The organism is Burkholderia lata (genome assembly GCF_000012945.1).
In the GTDB taxonomy this organism is placed as follows: Bacteria; Pseudomonadota; Gammaproteobacteria; order Burkholderiales; family Burkholderiaceae; genus Burkholderia; species Burkholderia lata.
This window is the reverse complement of sequence record NC_007509.1, coordinates 19213-38340: the sequence shown is the minus strand read 5'-3', so window position 1 is coordinate 38340 and position 19128 is coordinate 19213. Positions and strand designations below refer to the sequence as shown.

Below are 19128 nucleotides of genomic sequence, written 5' to 3'. Positions count from 1 at the left end.
AACGCGATTGGATAAGGCTCGGACACACCGCCCAAAAAGCCTGGGGCCCTGGGGCCCTTCCTGCCTCCAAGCATCGCGCCAAGATAGTAATCGGATCACCAGTTCGATAAAACCGTTAAATAAACCATTCGAATTGTGCGTTCTCACAAAATTGTGAGAAGTAACAAATTGCTTTGTTGCAAATAACAATCGGCTGAAATCAAAAGCAATTTGACTTCCATCTCACGACTTGTAGCGAGCCGTTCTCAATGCGTTTGCGACATGCGCACGGATCGATCACCTCGCGGAATATTCGACCGTACCGAAGTCCCTAGAGCGATCCGGCGGATTGCTCTTCGATACAATCCACGCAGCATTTCGCCTAATGATTTGATGATATTTATATTGACTGCGCGAACCGCTATTGATTATAAGAACGAAACTTTTGAACTGAAGATGGAGCGGTGATGGATATCTTCGACGCATTTCATCTCGCCCGGTTGCAGTTCGCGTTCACGGTGTCGTTCCACATCGTGTTTCCCGCGATCAGTATCGGTATGGCGAGCTTCCTGGCGGTGCTGGAATGGCGCTACCTCGTCACCGGCGATGCCGTCTACAAATCCATGTTCCAGTTCTGGTCGAAGATCTTCGCGATCGGCTTCGGGATGGGCGTGGTCTCCGGCGTCGTGATGGCGTACGAGTTCGGCACCAACTGGGCCGGCTTCTCGCGCGTCGCGGGCAACATCACGGGCCCGCTGCTCACCTATGAAGTGTTGACGGCGTTCTTCCTCGAAGCCGGCTTCCTCGGCGTGATGCTGTTCGGCTGGCAGCGCGTCAGCCCGCGCGCACACTTCTTCGCGACGCTGATGGTCGCGGTCGGCACGCTGATCTCGACGTTCTGGATTCTCGCGTCGAACAGCTTCATGCAGACGCCGCAGGGCTACAAGATCGAGAACGGCCTCGTCGTGCCGGTCGACTGGTTCAAGATCGTCTTCAATCCGTCGTTCCCGTACCGGCTCGTGCACATGACGATCGCGGCGTTCATCGTCGCGGGCTTCATCGTCGCCGCGTGCGGCGCGTGGCACCTGCTGAAGGGGCGCCGCGACGAGCCGGTGAAGCGCAGCTTCTCGATGGCGCTGTGGATGCTGCTGATCCTCGCGCCAATCCAGATCGTCGTCGGCGATGCGCACGGGCTGAACACGCGCGAATACCAGCCGGCGAAGATCGCGGCGATCGAGGGGCTGTGGGAAACCGAGAAGGGCGGCACCGCGCTGAATCTCTTCGGGTTGCCCGACATGCAGGCCGAAACCACGCGCTATGCGATCCAGGTGCCGCACCTCGGCAGCCTGATCCTCACGCACAGCTGGGACGGCGAGATTCGCGGGCTGAAGGAATTCCCGCCGCAGGACCGCCCGTATTCGCCGATCGTGTTCTGGACGTTCCGGATCATGGCGGGCCTCGGGATGCTGATGCTGCTCACCGCGCTGCTCGGGCTGCTGCTGAGAAAGGGCGGGCGTCTGTATGAAACGCGCTGGTTCCAGTGGTTCGTGGTGGCGATGGGGCCGTCGGGCATCCTCGCGCTGCTGGCGGGCTGGATCACCACCGAGGTCGGGCGGCAGCCATGGACCGTGTACGGCGTGCTGCGCACCGTCGATTCCGTCGCGCCGCTCAGTGCGCAGCAGGTCGGCGTGTCGCTGCTGATCTTCGTGGTCGTGTATTTCCTGGTGTTCGGAACGGGTATCTACTACATGATGAAACTGATGAAGCGCGGGCCGGCTGCCCAGGCCGGGTATATCGAGCTGCACCGGCATCCGGGGCTGCGCAAGAGCGCGCTGTCCACGCCGCTGAACGTGACCGAAGCGGAGTAAGCCATGCAAATCGATCTTCCTGTCGTTTGGGCCGCGATCATCGGCCTCGGCGTATTCATCTACGTGATGCTGGACGGCTTCGATCTCGGTATCGGCCTGCTGTTTCCGTTCTTCGATGCGAAGGCCGAGCGCGAAGTGATGCTCGACACCGTCGCGCCGGTGTGGGACGGCAACGAGACGTTCCTGGTGCTCGGCGGTGCGGGGCTCTATGGCGCATTCCCGGTCGTGTATTCGACGCTGCTGCCGGCGAACTACCTGCCGCTCGTGCTGATGCTGGTCGGGCTGATCTTCCGCGGCGCGGCGTTCGAGCTGCGCGCGAAGGCCACGCGCACGCAACACATGTGGGATCTCGCGTTCATCGGCGGCTCGGCGCTTGCCGCGTTCTGTCAGGGGATCGTGCTCGGTTCGCTGCTGCAGGGCATCAAGATCGAGAACAACCAGTTCGCGGGCGGGCCGTTCGACTGGCTGTCGCCGTTCAGCCTGCTGTGCGGGATCGGCGTGCTCGTCACGTATGCGACGCTCGGCTGCGGCTGGCTGATCCTGAAGGTCGACGGTGAGCTGCAGCGCAAGATGCGGCTCCTGATGAAGCCGCTCGCGGGCGTGCTGCTCGCCGTGATGGGCGTGGTCAGCCTGTGGACCGTGCTCGGGCTGCCGGCCGTCGCGCATCGCTGGTTCGGCAGCGGCAACCTGGGCTGGTTCCTGCCGGTGCCGATCCTCGTCATCGCGTGCGTGTGGGGCATCTTCCACACGGTGAAGCGCGAGCACGAGGCCACGCCACTCCTGCTGATGTTCGGACTGGTCTTCCTCGGCTACACGGGATTTGTGATCAGCATATGGCCGAACATCGTGCCGCCGTCGCTGTCGATCTGGGACGCCTCGTCGAGCCATTCGAGCCAGCTGTTCGCACTCGTCGGCACCATCATCATCTTGCCCATCCTCCTCGTCTACAACGCAATGCAGTATCACGTGTTTCGCGGCAAAGCGCGTGAAACGGATGTAACGCATTACTGATTTCGTTTTTTTGCTTGTCATATGACTACCTGAAAATCCCCAACATGACCAACAAAACGGTTCCCCACCCGCGTCGCGATATCGACGCAGCCGTAACAGGCATTACGCGGCGTCAATGGCTGCAGGGCGCACTGGCGCTGACGGCGGCGGGCCTCACCGGCTCGCTGGCGTTGCGGGCCCTGGCAGACGATCCCGGCACCGCGCCGCTCGATACGTTCATGACGCTCTCCGAAGCATTGACAGGCAAGAAGGGGTTGAGCCGCGTGCTCGGCCAGCGCTTCCTGCAGGCCTTGCAGAAGGGCTCGTTCAAGACGGCCGACAGCCTGCCGCAACTCGCCAGCGCACTCGCGTCCGGTTCGCTGAATCCCGATCAGGAAGCACTCGCGCTGAAGATTCTTGAAGCGTGGTATCTCGGCATCGTCGACAACGTCGTGATTACCTACGAAGAAGCATTAATGTTCAGCGTCGTATCCGATACGCTCGTGATCCCGTCGTATTGCCCCAACAAACCCGGCTTCTGGGCCGAAAAACCGATCGAGAGGCAAGCCTGATGGCCGATACCGATACGCAAAAGGCCGACATCGTCGTCGTCGGGTCGGGTGTCGCAGGCGCGATCGTTGCACACCAGCTCGCGATGGCGGGCAAGTCCGTGATCCTGCTGGAAGCCGGCCCGCGCATGCCGCGCTGGGAAATCGTCGAACGCTTTCGCAACCAGGTCGACAAGACCGATTTCATGGCGCCGTACCCGTCGAGCGCGTGGGCGCCGCATCCGGAGTACGGCCCGCCGAACGACTACCTGATCCTGAAGGGCGAGCACAAGTTCAACTCGCAGTACATCCGCGCGGTGGGCGGCACGACGTGGCACTGGGCCGCGTCGGCATGGCGCTTCATCCCGAACGACTTCAAGATGAAGACGGTGTACGGCGTCGGCCGCGACTGGCCGATCCAGTACGACGATATCGAGCATTACTACCAGCGCGCCGAAGAGGAACTCGGCGTGTGGGGCCCGGGCCCCGAGGAAGACCTGTACTCGCCGCGCAAGGAGCCGTACCCGATGCCGCCGCTGCCGTTGTCGTTCAACGAGCAGACGATCAAGAGCGCGCTCAACGGCTATGACCCGAAGTTCCACGTGGTGACCGAGCCTGTGGCGCGCAACAGCCGCCCGTACGACGGCCGGCCGACTTGTTGCGGGAACAACAACTGCATGCCGATCTGCCCGATCGGCGCGATGTACAACGGCATCGTGCACGTCGAGAAGGCCGAGCAGGCCGGCGCGAAGCTGATCGACAGCGCGGTCGTCTACAAGCTCGAGACCGGGCCGGACAAGCGCATCACCGCCGCGGTCTACAAGGACAAGACGGGCGCCGACCACCGCGTCGAAGGCAAGTACTTCGTGATCGCCGCGAACGGCATCGAGACGCCGAAGATCCTGCTGATGTCCGCGAACCGCGATTTCCCGAACGGTGTCGCGAACAGCTCGGACATGGTCGGCCGCAACCTGATGGACCACCCGGGCACCGGCGTGTCGTTCTACGCGAACGAGAAGCTGTGGCCGGGCCGCGGCCCGCAGGAGATGACGTCGCTGATCGGTTTCCGCGACGGCCCGTTCCGCGCGAACGAAGCCGCGAAGAAGATCCACCTGTCGAACATGTCGCGCATCAACCAGGAAACGCAGAAGATTTTCAAGGGCGGCAAGCTGATGAAGCCCGAGGAGCTCGACGCGCAGATCCGCGACCGTTCCGCGCGCTTCGTGCAGTTCGACTGCTTCCACGAAATCCTGCCGCAACCCGAGAACCGCATTGTGCCGAGCAAGACGGCCACCGACGCGGTCGGCATTCCGCGCCCCGAGATCACGTATGCGATCGACGATTACGTGAAGCGCGGCGCCGTGCACACGCGCGAGGTCTACGCGACGGCCGCGAAGGTGCTGGGCGGCACCGAAGTCGTCTTCAACGACGAGTTCGCGCCGAACAATCACATCACGGGCGCGACGATCATGGGCGCGGATGCACGCGACTCGGTCGTCGACAAGGACTGCCGCACGTTCGACCATCCGAACCTGTTCATCTCGAGCAGCTCGACGATGCCGACCGTCGGTACGGTGAACGTGACGCTGACGATCGCGGCGCTTGCGCTGCGGATGTCGGACACGCTGAAGAAGGAAGTCTGACCGTGCGGAAATCTACTCTCACCTTCCTCCTCGCCGGCTGCCTTGCGCTGCCGGGTCTCGTACGCGCGGCCGATGCGGCCGATCCGGCGCTGGTCAAGCGCGGCGAATATCTCGCGGTCGCGGGCGACTGCATGGCGTGCCACACCGCGAAGGGCGGCAAGCCGTTCGCGGGCGGTCTCGGCATGCCGATCCCGATGCTCGGCAAGATCTACACGAGCAACATCACGCCCGATCCCGAGACGGGCATCGGCAACTGGTCGGCCGAGGACTTCGAGCGCGCGGTGCGCCACGGGGTGTCGAAGAACGGCGACAACCTGTATCCGGCGATGCCGTACGTGTCGTACGCGAAGATCAACGACGACGACGTGCAGGCGCTGTACGCGTACTTCATGCACGGCGTCGAGCCGGTCAAGCAGGCGCCGCCGAAGAACGAGATCCCCGCGCTGCTGAGCATGCGCTGGCCGCTGAAAATCTGGAACTGGCTGTTCCTGAAGGACGGCGCATACGAACCGAAGCCGGCGCAGAGCGCCGAGTGGAACCGCGGCTCGTATCTCGTCCAGGGTCTCGCTCACTGCAGCACGTGCCACACGCCGCGCGGCATCGCGATGCAGGAGAAGTCGCTCGACGAGACGGGCGGCAGCTTCCTGTCGGGCTCGGTGCTCGCGGGCTGGGACGGCTACAACATCACGTCCGACGCCAACGCGGGGATCGGCGGCTGGACGCAGCAGCAGCTCGTCCAGTATCTGCGCACCGGTAGCGTGCCGGGTCTCGCGCAGGCGGCCGGCCCGATGGCCGAGGCGGTCGAGCACAGCTTCTCGAAGATGACGGAAGCCGACATCGGCGCGATCTCGACGTACATTCGCACGGTACCGGCCGTCGCCAGCGGCGATGCGAAGCAGTCGCGCTCGTCGTGGGGCAAGCCGGCCGAAGATGGCCTGACGCTGCGCGGCGTCGCGCTCGCGTCGTCGGGCATCGATCCGGCACGGCTCTATCTCGGCAACTGCGCGACCTGTCACCAGATGCAGGGCAAGGGCACGCCGGACGGCTATTACCCGCCGCTGTTCCACAACTCGACGGTCGGCGCATCGAATCCGACCAACCTCGTGCAGGTGATCCTGAACGGCGTGGAACGCAAGGCCGGCAGCGAGGACGTCGGGATGCCGGCGTTCCGCCACGAGCTGTCGGATGCGCAGATCGCCGCGCTGACGAACTACCTAACCGGGCAGTTCGGCAATCCGGCCGCGAAGGTGACCGAGCAGGACGTCGCGAAGCTGCGCTGACGTCGCGCACCGCATCCACCGACAACAGGCCCAGCCGGTCGACATGACCGATTGGGCCTGTTGTCGCAGCGCCCGACATCGAGACATTACGCATACCGGGGTCAATCAATTCGTAGCACCCAATCATGCCTGCTGGATTTCCCACCCTGCTTCGTGAACCTTTGTGTCATTTATCTTCAGCAGCACGATCGCCCCGGACGTACCATTCAAGCAACCGGGAGCATTGCCCGACCGCGCGGAGCCTTCGCTAGGAGCGAAATCGTATGACAACCGCCATCCCCGAAATCTCCCCAACCCTGCGTCAGTGGACCGCTAGCGTTGCCGAGCACAACGATACCTTCGTCGAACGCGTGTACAACACCCTGATGAACATCAAGCCCTATGCCGACCTCGATGCGACGACGCTGCTTGATGTCCGGGATACGATCGTCTTGTCGTCAAAGCTCTGGCTCGACAGCCTCGTATCGGGCAAGATGCCATCCGAGGAGGCGCTTGAAGGGTTCCGCGCACACGGACGCCGACGCGTCTACCAAGGTGTTCCGCTTGAAGCATTGTTGCGCGCATTCCGGCTCGGATCTCGCGAACTGTGGTGCGTCTATATCGGAGTGGCCGGGGAGAACGACGCCCTTCGCGACGAACTTCTGCTCCGAATCTCACCGTATCTGCTCGAGTTCTGTGACATCCTGTCGCAGGAAATCGCGCAGACCTTTCTGGAAGAGCAATACAAACAGGCCCGCTGGCGAGAATCGTTGCGCTATCAGCTGCATGGCATCATTCTCAACTTCCCCGACGACACAGAGGGATTCAATAAAACCGCCGCGGCGCTACGCCTCGACGTGGCAGTGCCGAGAGTGGCCTTGGCCATCGACATCGAGTTGATCGACAACAATTCGGCCACCATCAGGAATGAGATCGACCGCATCGTGGCGGCAGCCGCCCAGTGCCTCAGACTCCCCGTCGACAATATTTTCGACATCTGGTTTCGCGAACAATTGCTCATGTGGATCCCCGTGCGGCCCGAAGCGATGATCGGGGCGAACGATCTTCAGATGGCCAAGCAGATTGCATCGATCGCAGATACGCTACCTGAAGTCAAGGCGATCGGCGTCGGCCTGCCAGGCGAAGGCGCGTCTGGCTGGGCCATGTCCGCCGATGAGGCTGGCCGGGCGCTCAGTTTCGGTCGGAACCATCTCAACGAGGAACGCGTGCGCCTGTATTCCGAAATCGCCGTAGAGGAATGCATACGCGGCACGAAACGTGCGTTTGCCTACCTGACATCTCTGATCGAACGACTCGCCCGCGAACCCGACTTGCTCAAAACGCTTCGAACCTACTTCGATCAGCTTCAGCGACGAAAGGCAACCGCGAGTGTATTGGGGATCCACCCCAATACACTCAACTACCGCTTGGAGCGCATCGAGAATATTCTCGGCGCGCGCCTGGACGACGTCAGTTGGATCTCGAAGCTCGACATTGCGATCAAGCTGGGCAATACGGTCCAATGACGGCAGTCGATGGGGCTCGGTCCACGCCCGATTGGCGCGGCGAGCATCGGCAGAAGCATGTCACTCAATTCGCCGGCTACGACGAGCTGTATCGCGGTAGCACCGTCTCAGAAACCGCGTGTATGGCGCACGCGCACCGCGAGATCCACGACCTGCATGAAGGTCGGCCGGGATTCGTGAATATGCTCAGCACAGGATTACGCGAAGCGACGGCTTTTCCTCGATGCAGTCTAAGGTCCTGCGGGCGGCACAGGCCGAAAGTAGGTCTAGTTCGTGATGCACTTCCAGCACGAATGGATTTCAGACGCTCCACTGCAATGGCAGCGCCTACGGATCACCTGAGGTAGTACACCAATCGCCCTGGACACCGCTGCCATGCAAGACAATCGAACATCTTCTGCGTGCCGGACCATCAACAGCAACGCAACCGGTGCTGCGCAGTAACGCTCCAACACTTTGAAGACCATTCACATCGACCAGACGCATAAGTACCGACGATAGCGACTCGTCGAGATAGGATTCGACGCGAAACGCTAGCGGTTGCCGCAACGTCGACTTCGTAAGACCAGCGGGACAAGAACCAAACCTACGATTTTCCATATCTAACTCACGATCAGTTCAACGTTCTCACTAACGATAGGCACCTGACTGCAAACTCTTCAGCGTCGCGATCACCAGCGCCTCGCCATCAGTGGTATCGAGATAGGCAACAGGCTTCTTCCATCCGAGCGATGGCACCTCCTCGTGCAGCCATGTGCACAACCACTTTCTCGCGTCGAATCCCTCCGGCTCACCGGACTCATCGACCATTTGTTGTACAAGGCTCACAAGCCTATTCCAGACGTCATCGGGCAAACGCTTGATCATGCAATCGGATCTACATGCGCCACAACGACACGCGTTCATGATGTTCACCTCGCCAGCTTCAATGTTTCATGTCGAAGCCGGCAGCAATCCGACCCAAATCGGATCGCCACCGTCCATCTACAAGGCCGTGTTATACGGCTCGAGTCACATTGCGATCAATCGCATCGACAAGTGCGGTGTGGAGGAACGCGAACTTCGGCTCGGGGAGCTCCGTAAACAAGCGCAACGAGATATGTTCAACGCTTCGCGCCACGACCACGCGAGACACTGAGCGAGGCCGATATAGCCGCTCTGCCTTCACGAGCTCAGTGAAGCCAATTGGCCAATTCAACATCACACGTCCGACTTTCTGCATTCGAGGAGCAAGTTCATGAATAGCCTTCGACCTCAACCCCTTGTCCGGTGACCCGTTTGTCGCGCCACTTGTGCGATAGAGAAACGACAACGCACGCAGGAGTTCTCCGAGATCAAGTGCCCGAAAATCCAGTGGTGCATCGTGCGGGAAACTTGGCACATCTCGCTCAAAGCTCATGCGCCAACGTCGGTCGATGAGTCTCGCTATCATCATTTCGCCCTGCTCCACGGGCTGACACGTTGCCGAGCCGAGATCACTTCCGCATTGACAACGCGTTAGACTGAGGCGCAAGCACGACAACTCACGTTTGCAGTTCGGACAGCGGTCCAGAAGGCGTACACCGTGAACGGCACAGCTTGTCGCGAATACGTAAGCGTTCACGCCAAGCACATGTTTGTGTTCCGCGATGCATGCCGGACACACGCGCTCGTTCTCTCCAACCATAACCAAACTCGGTTCGACCCAATGGCCGTACATGCCGACCTTGACGTGCTTCGTTCCGTTACGGTCGATCGCTCCCACCGTCAATGGCGTGATCGCCCGTACCAACTTTGGAGAAAGCCGGCAAACTCTGGCAAGCGCATCAGCGTCCGAGGGAAAGCGCGGCCGAACAGCGGCCACGCCCGCTCGTCGCAGCACCATTCCTGGCCCACTCAACCCATTGACTTCGGCAACGCGGTGTAGCAACGAGGAGAGCGACTCGCCGCGATGCGGTGCAACGCTAAGAAGAAGAGGGGTCGTCATTGCACGTCTCCCGCAAACGGCTCACCAGGCTTGTCGAGCGGTCCCCCCTTGAACCTCGCATCGAACGGATTGCGTGCCGGCGGAGCGTCCTTCCAGATGTGGATGAGAAACGCCTCTGCAAAGTCATTCAGACCGACATTTTTCGCTCCGCGTCGCTCGGCAATCAGGCACGCGCCGTTCAACAGCTTGCAGATGTAGTCCACCAAGCCTGCAGTCGCGTAATACAACTTCATCGCAACTCGCTTATCGGTGATATCCACCATCGGCAGGGGCATATCTTTGGCGAGTGCCTGCATAACACCAATAAATGTCTCTGCGCCTTCCTGGGTGCTAACATCGAATGGCCGAATCTCCGTCACGCGTGAAAACCGACGCCTCAATTGTCCGTTGACCCTCAGCACCCCAAGCAGCGACGGTAGCCCTGAAAGCACGACCGCTGTCGGAAGCCGATCCAGAAGCACCTTCAACCAGTTCGAGACCTGCCTCAACGAACGACGATCGCCTTCGACAAAATGCTGAAATTCGTCGAGCATGATGATCTCCACGCCACAACCGTGCACCAATTTGACAATCTGTTCGGTCAAGCGAGCACTCGATTGACCGGCTTGCGGAAGCTCGCCGAGAGCAATCAGAATGGCTTCGGCCAGCGACCTGACGGTTGGTACGGCAGGCACGATGACATACAGAACCGGTACGTGCCTGCGTAGCACCTCCTCCCGCATCGGAAACCGAGCTCGATAGCATTCGAGTACGGTGGACTTCCCAGCGCCGGACTCCCCGACCGTCGCCAGACAACCGGCTTCGCCAGATTCCCGCAGCCACTGGTGGATGTCCTCGATACTCTTGAGCGCAGCAACGAAGTCGGGGTGTTCGACGATGCTTTTACGGACATTAAATCGCTTCATGATTTTCTCCTTACCGCTCTGTACGCTTCATGACCAAAAATTCAGGAATACTATTGAATTTGACGACCGCTGGATCCACTTGATCGGATCTGACGGAATCGTCCACGCCCATTCCACCATCGACTCCCGACACAGGATCCTTGCTCGACTTCCCCTTGATCTGCGCAACCCATTTACGCTTCTTGAGTTTCTGATCAAGCTCCGCCCTAGCAATGTCGTCCGCGAGACGAATACGTGCTTTCCGAAGCGAGACAGAGCTGATATCGATGCGGCTGTTGCGCATGCCGTCGGTGACTTCGTTGTGCATCCATCTGGTCAAGTCCTTCGTGTAATCCGGATCGGTACAATCAACGCGAAAGTATTCCTTCTGTCGTGTGTCATAGACGTAGACATAGCCGGTCTGCTCGTTGAAATACCGAACCTTGACCTTTTCGCATTCCGGGATGCTGTGACGGAGCAACTGCAACGCGCTGGAGTTGTAAGACAGGTGATCAAACGTCACACCGCTATTCGTGATCGGACGCATGATGTCGTCCGAGAACGCGATGGAGAGTTGGTCGGGATCGGCCGGCATGTAGATGGGTGTCAGCCGTGCACTTTCCTGCCAGGCCTGAAGCGGCGTCTTGTTCTTCAGGCCACGATGCGGCGCGTGCTGATAGCACTCCACAATCCAGCGCACCACCAGCGCGGTCAGCTCGTCGAGGGAGACACACGCAAGCTTCTCGGACGGGTACTCTCCACGTTCCGTGGTATTCGACCAAGTTGTCCCAGGAATCGTATGGAAGAGTTGTTCCGATATCGTGCGCATGAACCGCTCGACGCGGCCCTTGAACCATGGTGCCCGCTTTGGGCAGTACATGAGTGAAATCCCCAGCTCGTCGCAGCCTGCGCGCATGGCCGATCCATGGAATTCCCACGCGTTGTCACCGACGACCATCTCGGCCACGCCTCGCGCCCGCCATTCAAGATGTCCCATGCCTAGTCGATTCAACAGATCACGCTTGCTGAGCATGGCCATTCGCATTGCCCATCCGACCTCCTCTTGACCGGGCGAGCGCGCTCCGATATGGAATCCCATCACCATGCGAGTGTGCGCGTCGATGATCACCGTCAGAACCGGCCGAACGATGACCATGCGCGTTCGTTCGCAGACGCACATCAAGTCCACCGGCGTGTGGTCGATCTCCCACCGTTCGTTAAGTCTTTTTGTCTTGAGGCGACGAAACACTGGTCGATATCGCTTCAGTGCTTCGGTGCGACCCTCCCGGGCCGCGGTAACGAGATAGCTGTTCAGTTTCTCGACATGACGATAAATCGTCGCTCTACTGATCGTTGGCAACGGATTTTCAGGATCGCGTTCGTTCTGTAAGGCAATGGCCTCCTCTACACGATCGAACAATCGAGCAACGTTCAGTTTCTGGTCGTTCAGGTAGTGCGTTTCGATGACATCTTCTACCAGCGTGAGCAGCGGACCCTCAAGGATTTCACGTCGCCCCTTGTTTTCATGTCGCGGCACCACGTCCATGACATCACGTGAATGCTGATAGCGCTTTTTCCAGCGACAGAAGGTTCGATAGTTTGGTGGCGTTAATGCACCAACTTCGCACGCTACCCGTCTGATGACGGTTTCGACCTCGCGAACGCGCGAACATTTCGCTTCCTCGACAGCTCTCAGGTAGACAAGCCTCGCGCGCATCACAACGATATCTTTTTCTTCGAAGGTCGAAACGTCTCGCCGAGCGACTATGATCGGCGACGCTCCCGTCTCGAGCAGCGACTCGATTCTGACCGACCATCGCCCGTTGCTGTGTCGTTCCCAGACTTCAGTTTCGGGTATGCGTATCGGCGAGTTATAGTCAGAGCTGAATTCGATTCGACCATCGGGAAGTCCACCCTGAACGCGCCAGACGTATTCGCCCTCCTGGAATTCGACGCCACGTTTAAGCAAAAATTTCTGCATGGCGCACCTCCGAAGGAGCGACGTAAATGGCTGCGTCGGAGGTCAGCGGCACATCGAGATCGATACCCGCGGCGCCGTTGGCGATCCATGTCAACGCGACATCACGCGTACGGGCCAGATGCACAAGGTTTCGGAAAGTTTTCGGATGCGTCTTTTCAACGAGCCACTGTGCTTCCCGAATCCGTTCGGCCGACATCCGCCCCCGCCACGGCCGCAAGAGCCGCAGAGTCTCGTGGCGCGTGCCGCAGATGTAGGTACGTTCATCCCAGATGAAGAGGGCGTATCCATGCTCCGCGAGGACGGCTCTCGCACGCGCCATACGAGCCTGCACTGAAGGCTTCTGTAAATCCTTTGCAGGCTTGGCTTCGACGAATACAGTCGAACCGTCGCGACGCACAATTTGGTAGTCGGGCGTGTATCGAAAAGTCTGGCCGGCCTCGCGAAGAAGAAATGTTCTATCTTGCGCACCGCGAAAGCGCAGTACGTCCGGACTAAATTCGAGCAAGAGGGTCGACGCCTCTTCGGCAAGCGAGTACCAAGGCATCGAGCAAGCGTTTTTGACGGAAGGCGTGAAACCTCGAAAATTCCCGCCACTGCGTGTATCGTACGAAGGCATGATGATGTCTCCTGCGCCCTTCAGGGCGCGTGGATGTGGGGGCGCCAGTCCGAATGGACGAGCGCCGGCCGCGCGGATGTCATTTCCACGCGACGAGGAGACGAGCTGGGGCTTGACGCGAACGAGAAGGGAGCTATACTGAAGTCACCAAGGCATCAGTATTTCCCGACTCACCGGGTCGAAAGAACCAATCCGTCGTAAAGGGTTGGTTTTTTCTTTTTTATCGAATAGGCAGTACTCCTAAATCAATAGGTTGATGAGGAAGAGCATTTTCTGATGACGTTACCGGTCCAGCCTCGTCACCAGTTCATCAAGCATGGTGACTTCGTCAACGTTCAGACGCGTCGATGCTCGCACCAGGCGATTGATCAGACGCAATGTATCGGAATGCAGGTCGTCAGGTAGCCGCACCCTCCTCTGCGAGTCGAGTGCGGCCTCGAGCAGTGAAGCAATGTCGGCCTCGGTCATGCCGAGTACTGCTGCAATCCGCTCGATTTGCTCGGTCGACGGCGGCGGCTTAATCGCACGCTCGAGCTTCCATAGATATTGAATCGCGACCCCAAGTTGCTTGGCCACGTTCGTCTGGCTAAGACCTGCTCGCTTTCGGTAGTACACCAATGCATTTGAAAACGGAGTCATCGCCTTGCACCTATACGTGTCCTATCTCTCAATGTATGTGGTGACCCAGCCGGCGGACAAGTAAATTTTTTCTTTTTCTGCAAGACATGGGCGGCAGAAGAAGCCTCCCGAGAGCAAAAAATAGACTACCGAGTTACGGAAACGCCGAAAAGAAGAAGAAAATAATTTCCCTTTTTGTACAAGTGCCGGCTCGTGCGTTTCCCGAATAGGGTCAATTCATTCGTTAAACTTCTGGGCGTAACCGATGGGGAAATCGCGAAAAATTGATCTATAGGTGTTCAAACCACGCACAGATATCCGGCGACAGATGAACGGCGCCCGCCGGCCAGCACAAGTCCGTTGCGCGAAAGTTACACTTTTAGTGCAAGTTGAGCTGGATTGAAAATGACGTGCGGAGTCGACCTGATGCCCGTGCGATGAGGAATCGCTTCAGCGTGAGTCTGAACGCGCGTGTCTCTGCGCTCCAATCTCACCTCTGGGCCGGCCTTCGAATGAGGTGACTACTACTTCGGCTGGGTTTCTGCGACCAGGGCCGGTGTCTCATCTGGGCGTTGAAGCAAAATGTAAGCAGCTACGCCCAATGCGCGCGCTATGCGTTCAATATTATCCAGGGACACATTAATTCGCGCCCGCTCCACCTGGCTAATGAACGTTCGGTCCAGGTCGGCCGCGAATCCGAGTTGCTCTTGACTGAGCATGTTTCTGACTCGAACCACCCGCACGTTAAAGGCAAGCACATCCCGCAACGACACAAGTCGTTGATTCGGATCTGGACCTTTGAGCGAGGCTGGCATGGCCTCTATGGTTCCGATATGATGCGTTCGCATCCACGGTCTTTGCGTCACGTATCGATGCGACTTACCAGACCTAGGGAACCTTGTGCAGTCAGATCATTCGCGGGATGGCTACATGCGCTTCATACTTCTGATCGTGATGTCCGCCTCGTTAAGCGCACATCCTTTGGCCGTAGCGCAGCAGCCTCAGAAACAATCAGATGGGAAGCAGCGGGATGAGATGGGGCGCGAAATAATCAGGGGGCCGGTCAGCGGCGTGTATTTCAACAATGTTCACGTCATCTCAGACTCTGTTGGAATTCGGGGATGGTCGGTGGTAGTGACCAACTCAGTCATCGAGGCGCCCGTATGCATCCGAACCAGCGGACAGAGTTCGACAATAAGTAATAACGATCTCAAGTGCGATTTAGGGATCGAATTCACCGAAGCGGCCCTGATCCGCAACACGCTCACGAACAATCGATTTACGGGCCGCGGAACCAATCGTCCCGATGTCCTCGGATGGTAAGCATTCAGGGTAGTGTCACTGTTCAGGCCCAACCAGCCGTCGTCAGTTGCGCTGGTCCAAGACTACGGGCGCGAGACAACAAGCATCTTGGCCAGGAAGCATCAGGGAACCAGGGGCCCAACACAGCGCGATCTCGGCAACCTGCCCGCGGTAGCCCTTGACCAGTGCGCCGAGACGCGCGCCGACTTCCTTGAGCGAGAACGGCTTGACGAGATAATCGTCGGCGCCGTGGCCAAACCCGTCGAGCTTGTCATCCAGCGTGCCCCTCGCCATCAGCATCAGCACCGGCGTATCACGATGATTCTCTTCGCGCAGCTTGCGGCACAACGTCAGCCCGTCCATGCCCGGTAGCGACGTGCCGAGCAGGATTGCGTCCCAGGTCTGCGACACGGCCAGCTTCCGGCCGGCAGGGCCGCTCATGGCCATGTCGACCCCGTAGCCGGCACCCTCCGGATGGTCGTAGAGGTTGGTCGCGATGCTGGCGTCGTCTTCGATGACGAGTACACGTACGATGTTCTCCAAAGGTCCGCATGTCAGATTGATTCTGCCACGCACCTATGGCGGAGGGATTTGACAAGACGCCGCCTACGTAGAGCAACAATTGCCCACGTGACATACGACGGGTCTCGCCGAAATGCTTAGACCCGGTGTACCCGCGATCAGTCGGTTGTCGCCTGGGGCGGCTTTGCTTGCCTCCGAGCCCGATCATTCACGATCTGGTGACGCCGCGGGAAAAACCCAGCATCGAAGCTGGCAGCGTACATGCCTCTCGTCCGCTGCTTGTGCTAGTTGGTCATATCACCAGATCGTTGTTGCGCAAACCCTACTTGATTTCCGCCACAATCAATTGATGTGCTTCTGCCACCCAGTCGGGTTTTGGCATGAACCGAGCTTCCAAATAGAAAAGCATCGAGCGTCGCAGCCGTAATTCCATTTTCTGGCTTCGCGGCATGTTGTACTCGGCCGCGATGGCTGCGCACTGCTCTTCGGATAGTTGAGGATTCGGTTTCACGATGACGGTCGCAAAAGTCTGCCAATCGGTATCCTGATCCGCGACCACATCGGTCGACCTAGTCCGTCGAGTGGCGATGATGCGACCAAGAACGAAGTCACGAAACTCCTCATGCTTATGACAGAAGGCACGCACATGCCACCGCTCTCCGTCGGACGCAAATGCATGAGGCGAAAGCCAGCGCCACGAAGACTTCGGATCCGTCATGGACTGATAGCGGACTTCCAGCGCCTCCTTCTCGCGAATCGCCCTGACTACAGCTTGCAGCGTCTCAGAAGAAGCTGCGCGCTGCGGCAAAGGCCAAGGCTCAACTCGCACCAACGACGACGCCATCGGCACAAACTCGTCTAGTGATTGGGGCTGAATGAACCTCGGTTTAAAGCCGGGGGTTGGCAAATACCGCTTTCGCGATTTGTTGTAGTCCATGTTGCCGACGGCAACTGCCATATAGGTGCTGAAATCGGTTGCCGCCTGGGCAGGATTCACACCAAAGCGATCCACGAGATCGGCACGCTGCAGTTCCCCCTTCCAGAGCAAGCATCGTTCAATGTGCTCCAGCCGCTGACGAACCGTGAAGGGGAGATCGGCCGCAGCAGGTGACGAGATATCTTTAGACATACGAGAGAACTGTCGAAGTTAACAGGTTGCGGAGCCTAGTACGACCTGTTAGGTTGATCGATATGTAGCTTTACACGACATATTATTTATCGACGGAAGAGAATCGAACAGACTGCCCACCACAAAAACATAATGGACTGGATTCCCCTCATTGCATCAACTGCTCGTCTGATCGATTTGCATGATAGCAATCGCACGGCCGGTCATGCGGCGAGCCAATACGATTTGTATCGAGAAGCTCGGACGGGGAACCAGAACGGGCTATGGCTAGATGTAGGCCTGACAGTGATCGAGTATTTGCGCGAACGCGAAAACGAGGTCGTGGGTGGGTTTGTCTCCGGAACGGAGGTCCGTGAAGCGCTCCAGAAGCGAATTGCCGGGCTTACCGATGAGGATGTAAGGTTTGTCTTGTCCGTGCTCACGACACCTGCGGAACTATGGTTCGTCGAGCGGATGGACAATGGAGGCAGGCCGATCAATTCGACGAAAGAGACCAATCTCGTCGAGCGTTCGCGGACGGCGGATGCCTATCGCCTCGCGCCAGCTGGTCGGACCGCGTCGGGACTGGCGGCAAATGTGCGTGACATCGCCTACATTGCCGGATCTGCGAAGAACCTCCTTACGGCAATCAAAGCCCGTGATTTCTGGAAGATCACCGAACTCTCGGCCGCCATTATCGATGTCCTGAGGGCGTTCAGGCTCGAAATCGAATCTCGCCGGGAAGGCGGTCGACTGAATGGCGTTCAGGCGTTCTTCAAGGAGCGGGGAGAAGTCATCAAGGAGCAAATCGAAGAGGCCACCGAGATCCTCATGGAGGCCAGCGAATTCCTTTCCCTTCAATCGACAAGAAACGAATTTCAAGCCTGGATCGGCGCGATGGATCGGATCGGCAAACCGTCTTTCGGTCACGGATACGCAATTGAGCACTTACGACGGGTCGCGGAACAAACGCTCAAGCTGCTGGAGTCGTTCACACAACTTGTCGACGAGAGTCTCGCCGTAGACGGCCCCGTATGCCAAACCGTGTCCTTCATCGATCTGTCCACATCACTGGCTGCCCAACCATTCCAGGAACGGCTGTATTTTGCATTGATCTGCTCTTTCGGCCCAACGTCTTTAAGGCAACCCATGCCCTGCATCTTCGACTTCCTTGGGATCGTCGAACCTCGACAGATTGCCGATACCCGGGAAGAAGACGTAGACGCCCATGGCACGGAAGACATTGGTGTCAGGGCTATCAGCTTCGTTGCGGAACACGGCGCGGCGATTCTCACCGAGCTTCGCCGAGGGCCACTTTCCCTCACGGATGCCCTGAAGCACGAGTGGATTCGACTCGGTTCGAGTGGCATGAACGATCTAAGCGCATTGATCGGCACTTACTGTGACCCGTCGATGCTCGGTGCCGACTTGAATATCGTTGTGCGCCTCGGCAGTGGTCGTGATGTTTTTGAAAGCGACGCTATCGGACGACTGACATTTGATAACTTAGTCATGGTCATGGAGGAGGCGTAGTGGACACGGAAGATATTGGACGAGTCGTTGCGTATCTGCTCCAGCACCGCATCGTCGAAACACGCCCCGCCAGCGGACGCAGCAGCGACGAAGAGAGAGCGGTGGCCAAACTGCTGACGTCCATGATTCCCGACGAACGGCGCTCGCTCGACCGGATGTTCGCCGGAATGCGGTTGGGGTTCGTCGATTTCGACTGGGATGCAATTCCGGCCTTACCCAAAGGTGGCCGCGTCTTTCTGTTGGCTCGAGATATAGGGAAGGGCGAACCTCCTGGCGTCCTTTCACCCGGAGTCGTGATCGAAGCGATGCGAGAGAAAGGAAACGAGCCCGCCCGGGAGGCAGCAGCGTGGTTCGTCCATCTGTGGTTAGTCCACCTCGATCTCATCTATACAGACCAGGAACGCTCGCCATCTCAGATGCAGACCTATCCTAAAGGTATGTTCGACTTCGATGTATTCCTCGGCCGAGTCCGCAGCCATTTCGAGGACTTGCGACAAGGTTTGGATCGCAATGAAGTTCCTGCCGATGCAGTATTCAAAACGTTCGAGAAAGCCAGCCACGCCGAGGGAGAGCGACGCTGCAGGCGCTTCGTGAACCTCATGCTCGACGCCGGACTCCTCACAACCATCGCCAAAGATCTGTATCAACAGACATTACTTTCTGCATATGAGATCAAGCGGAATTACGAGCGCGGGTTGCAGCAGTTCGTGACAGATGCCAGCTCGAAGAAGTACAAGATGGCTACGTCGATTTTGACCGGAATTGACATTGACTCAATATAGAGG

Annotated in this window: 17 protein-coding genes and 1 pseudogene; 9 read left to right on the top strand and 9 right to left on the bottom strand. The window is 58.6% G+C overall.

From position 1 onward, the window contains the following. Positions 1-446: 446 nt before the first annotated feature. The 6 genes from BCEP18194_RS00155 (at position 447) to BCEP18194_RS00130 (ending at position 7813) form a co-directional block, all read left to right on the top strand. Positions 447-1847: a cytochrome ubiquinol oxidase subunit I gene (locus BCEP18194_RS00155; RefSeq protein ID WP_011349247.1), complete on the top strand. Its 1401-nt coding sequence runs from the start codon at positions 447-449 to the stop codon at positions 1845-1847. Positions 1848-1850: 3 nt separating this feature from the next. Continuing rightward, a complete protein-coding gene (gene cydB / locus BCEP18194_RS00150; protein WP_011349246.1) occupies positions 1851-2858 on the top strand; it encodes a cytochrome d ubiquinol oxidase subunit II in 1008 nt (335 codons plus the stop codon). Positions 2859-2902: 44 nt separating this feature from the next. After that, entirely contained in the window at positions 2903-3409 is a 507-nt protein-coding gene (locus BCEP18194_RS00145) for a sugar dehydrogenase complex small subunit (protein ID WP_041492380.1), read from the top strand. Beyond that, the gene (locus BCEP18194_RS00140; protein ID WP_011349244.1) at positions 3409-5028 is read left to right on the top strand and encodes a GMC family oxidoreductase; all 1620 of its coding nucleotides are present in this window, start codon (positions 3409-3411) and stop codon (positions 5026-5028) included. The genes BCEP18194_RS00145 and BCEP18194_RS00140 overlap by 1 nt, the downstream gene beginning before the upstream one ends. 2 nt (positions 5029-5030) lie before the next feature. Next, positions 5031-6308 carry a cytochrome c gene (locus tag BCEP18194_RS00135; protein ID WP_011349243.1) on the top strand — a complete coding sequence of 426 codons (1278 nt, stop codon included), beginning with the start codon at positions 5031-5033 and terminating at the stop codon, positions 6306-6308. Positions 6309-6571: 263 nt separating this feature from the next. Beyond that, complete coding sequence (locus BCEP18194_RS00130) at positions 6572-7813, top strand: PucR family transcriptional regulator (RefSeq protein WP_011349242.1); 1242 nt, start codon at positions 6572-6574, stop codon at positions 7811-7813. Positions 7814-8443: 630 nt separating this feature from the next. Here the strand turns inward: BCEP18194_RS00130 and BCEP18194_RS00125 are convergent. From BCEP18194_RS00125 to BCEP18194_RS00095, 7 genes are all read right to left on the bottom strand, one after another. Continuing rightward, entirely contained in the window at positions 8444-8680 is a 237-nt protein-coding gene (locus tag BCEP18194_RS00125) for an antitoxin Xre/MbcA/ParS toxin-binding domain-containing protein (RefSeq protein ID WP_041492379.1), read from the bottom strand. Positions 8681-8810: 130 nt separating this feature from the next. Then, positions 8811-9779 (bottom strand): TniQ family protein, encoded by a 969-nt coding sequence (locus BCEP18194_RS00120; protein ID WP_011349240.1) that lies wholly within the window; start codon positions 9777-9779, stop codon positions 8811-8813. Further along, on the bottom strand, positions 9776-10684 hold the full coding sequence (locus tag BCEP18194_RS00115) for a TniB family NTP-binding protein (protein ID WP_011349239.1): 909 nt from the start codon (positions 10682-10684) through the stop codon (positions 9776-9778). Before BCEP18194_RS00115 ends, BCEP18194_RS00120 begins: the two co-directional genes overlap by 4 nt. A gap of 10 nt (positions 10685-10694) precedes the next feature. Then, positions 10695-12644: a Mu transposase C-terminal domain-containing protein gene (locus BCEP18194_RS00110; protein WP_011349238.1), complete on the bottom strand. Its 1950-nt coding sequence runs from the start codon at positions 12642-12644 to the stop codon at positions 10695-10697. Beyond that, complete coding sequence (locus tag BCEP18194_RS41945) at positions 12625-13260, bottom strand: TnsA endonuclease N-terminal domain-containing protein (protein ID WP_011349237.1); 636 nt, start codon at positions 13258-13260, stop codon at positions 12625-12627. The genes BCEP18194_RS00110 and BCEP18194_RS41945 overlap by 20 nt, the downstream gene beginning before the upstream one ends. A gap of 282 nt (positions 13261-13542) precedes the next feature. Continuing rightward, a complete protein-coding gene (locus BCEP18194_RS00100; protein ID WP_011349236.1) occupies positions 13543-13899 on the bottom strand; it encodes a helix-turn-helix domain-containing protein in 357 nt (118 codons plus the stop codon). 503 nt (positions 13900-14402) lie between these two features. Continuing rightward, entirely contained in the window at positions 14403-14693 is a 291-nt protein-coding gene (locus BCEP18194_RS00095; RefSeq protein ID WP_041492531.1) for a helix-turn-helix domain-containing protein, read from the bottom strand. A gap of 115 nt (positions 14694-14808) precedes the next feature. On the opposite strand from BCEP18194_RS00095, the gene BCEP18194_RS40930 reads away from it, so the two are divergent. Continuing rightward, on the top strand, positions 14809-15201 hold the full coding sequence (locus BCEP18194_RS40930; RefSeq protein ID WP_157687076.1) for a hypothetical protein: 393 nt from the start codon (positions 14809-14811) through the stop codon (positions 15199-15201). Positions 15202-15315: 114 nt separating this feature from the next. Here BCEP18194_RS40930 and BCEP18194_RS00090 read toward each other — a convergent pair. Next, a pseudogene (locus tag BCEP18194_RS00090) lies at positions 15316-15714 on the bottom strand (response regulator transcription factor); the annotation flags it as partial. 310 nt (positions 15715-16024) lie between these two features. Beyond that, positions 16025-16831 carry a helix-turn-helix transcriptional regulator gene (locus BCEP18194_RS00085; protein WP_011349233.1) on the bottom strand — a complete coding sequence of 269 codons (807 nt, stop codon included), beginning with the start codon at positions 16829-16831 and terminating at the stop codon, positions 16025-16027. A gap of 132 nt (positions 16832-16963) precedes the next feature. Between BCEP18194_RS00085 and BCEP18194_RS00080 the strand changes: the two genes are divergently transcribed. Together BCEP18194_RS00080 and BCEP18194_RS00075 are read left to right on the top strand one after the other, a co-directional pair. Beyond that, entirely contained in the window at positions 16964-18343 is a 1380-nt protein-coding gene (locus BCEP18194_RS00080; protein WP_011349232.1) for a hypothetical protein, read from the top strand. Then, positions 18343-19125: a hypothetical protein gene (locus BCEP18194_RS00075; protein WP_011349231.1), complete on the top strand. Its 783-nt coding sequence runs from the start codon at positions 18343-18345 to the stop codon at positions 19123-19125. The genes BCEP18194_RS00080 and BCEP18194_RS00075 overlap by 1 nt, the downstream gene beginning before the upstream one ends. The last annotated feature ends 3 nt before the right edge of the window (positions 19126-19128 follow it).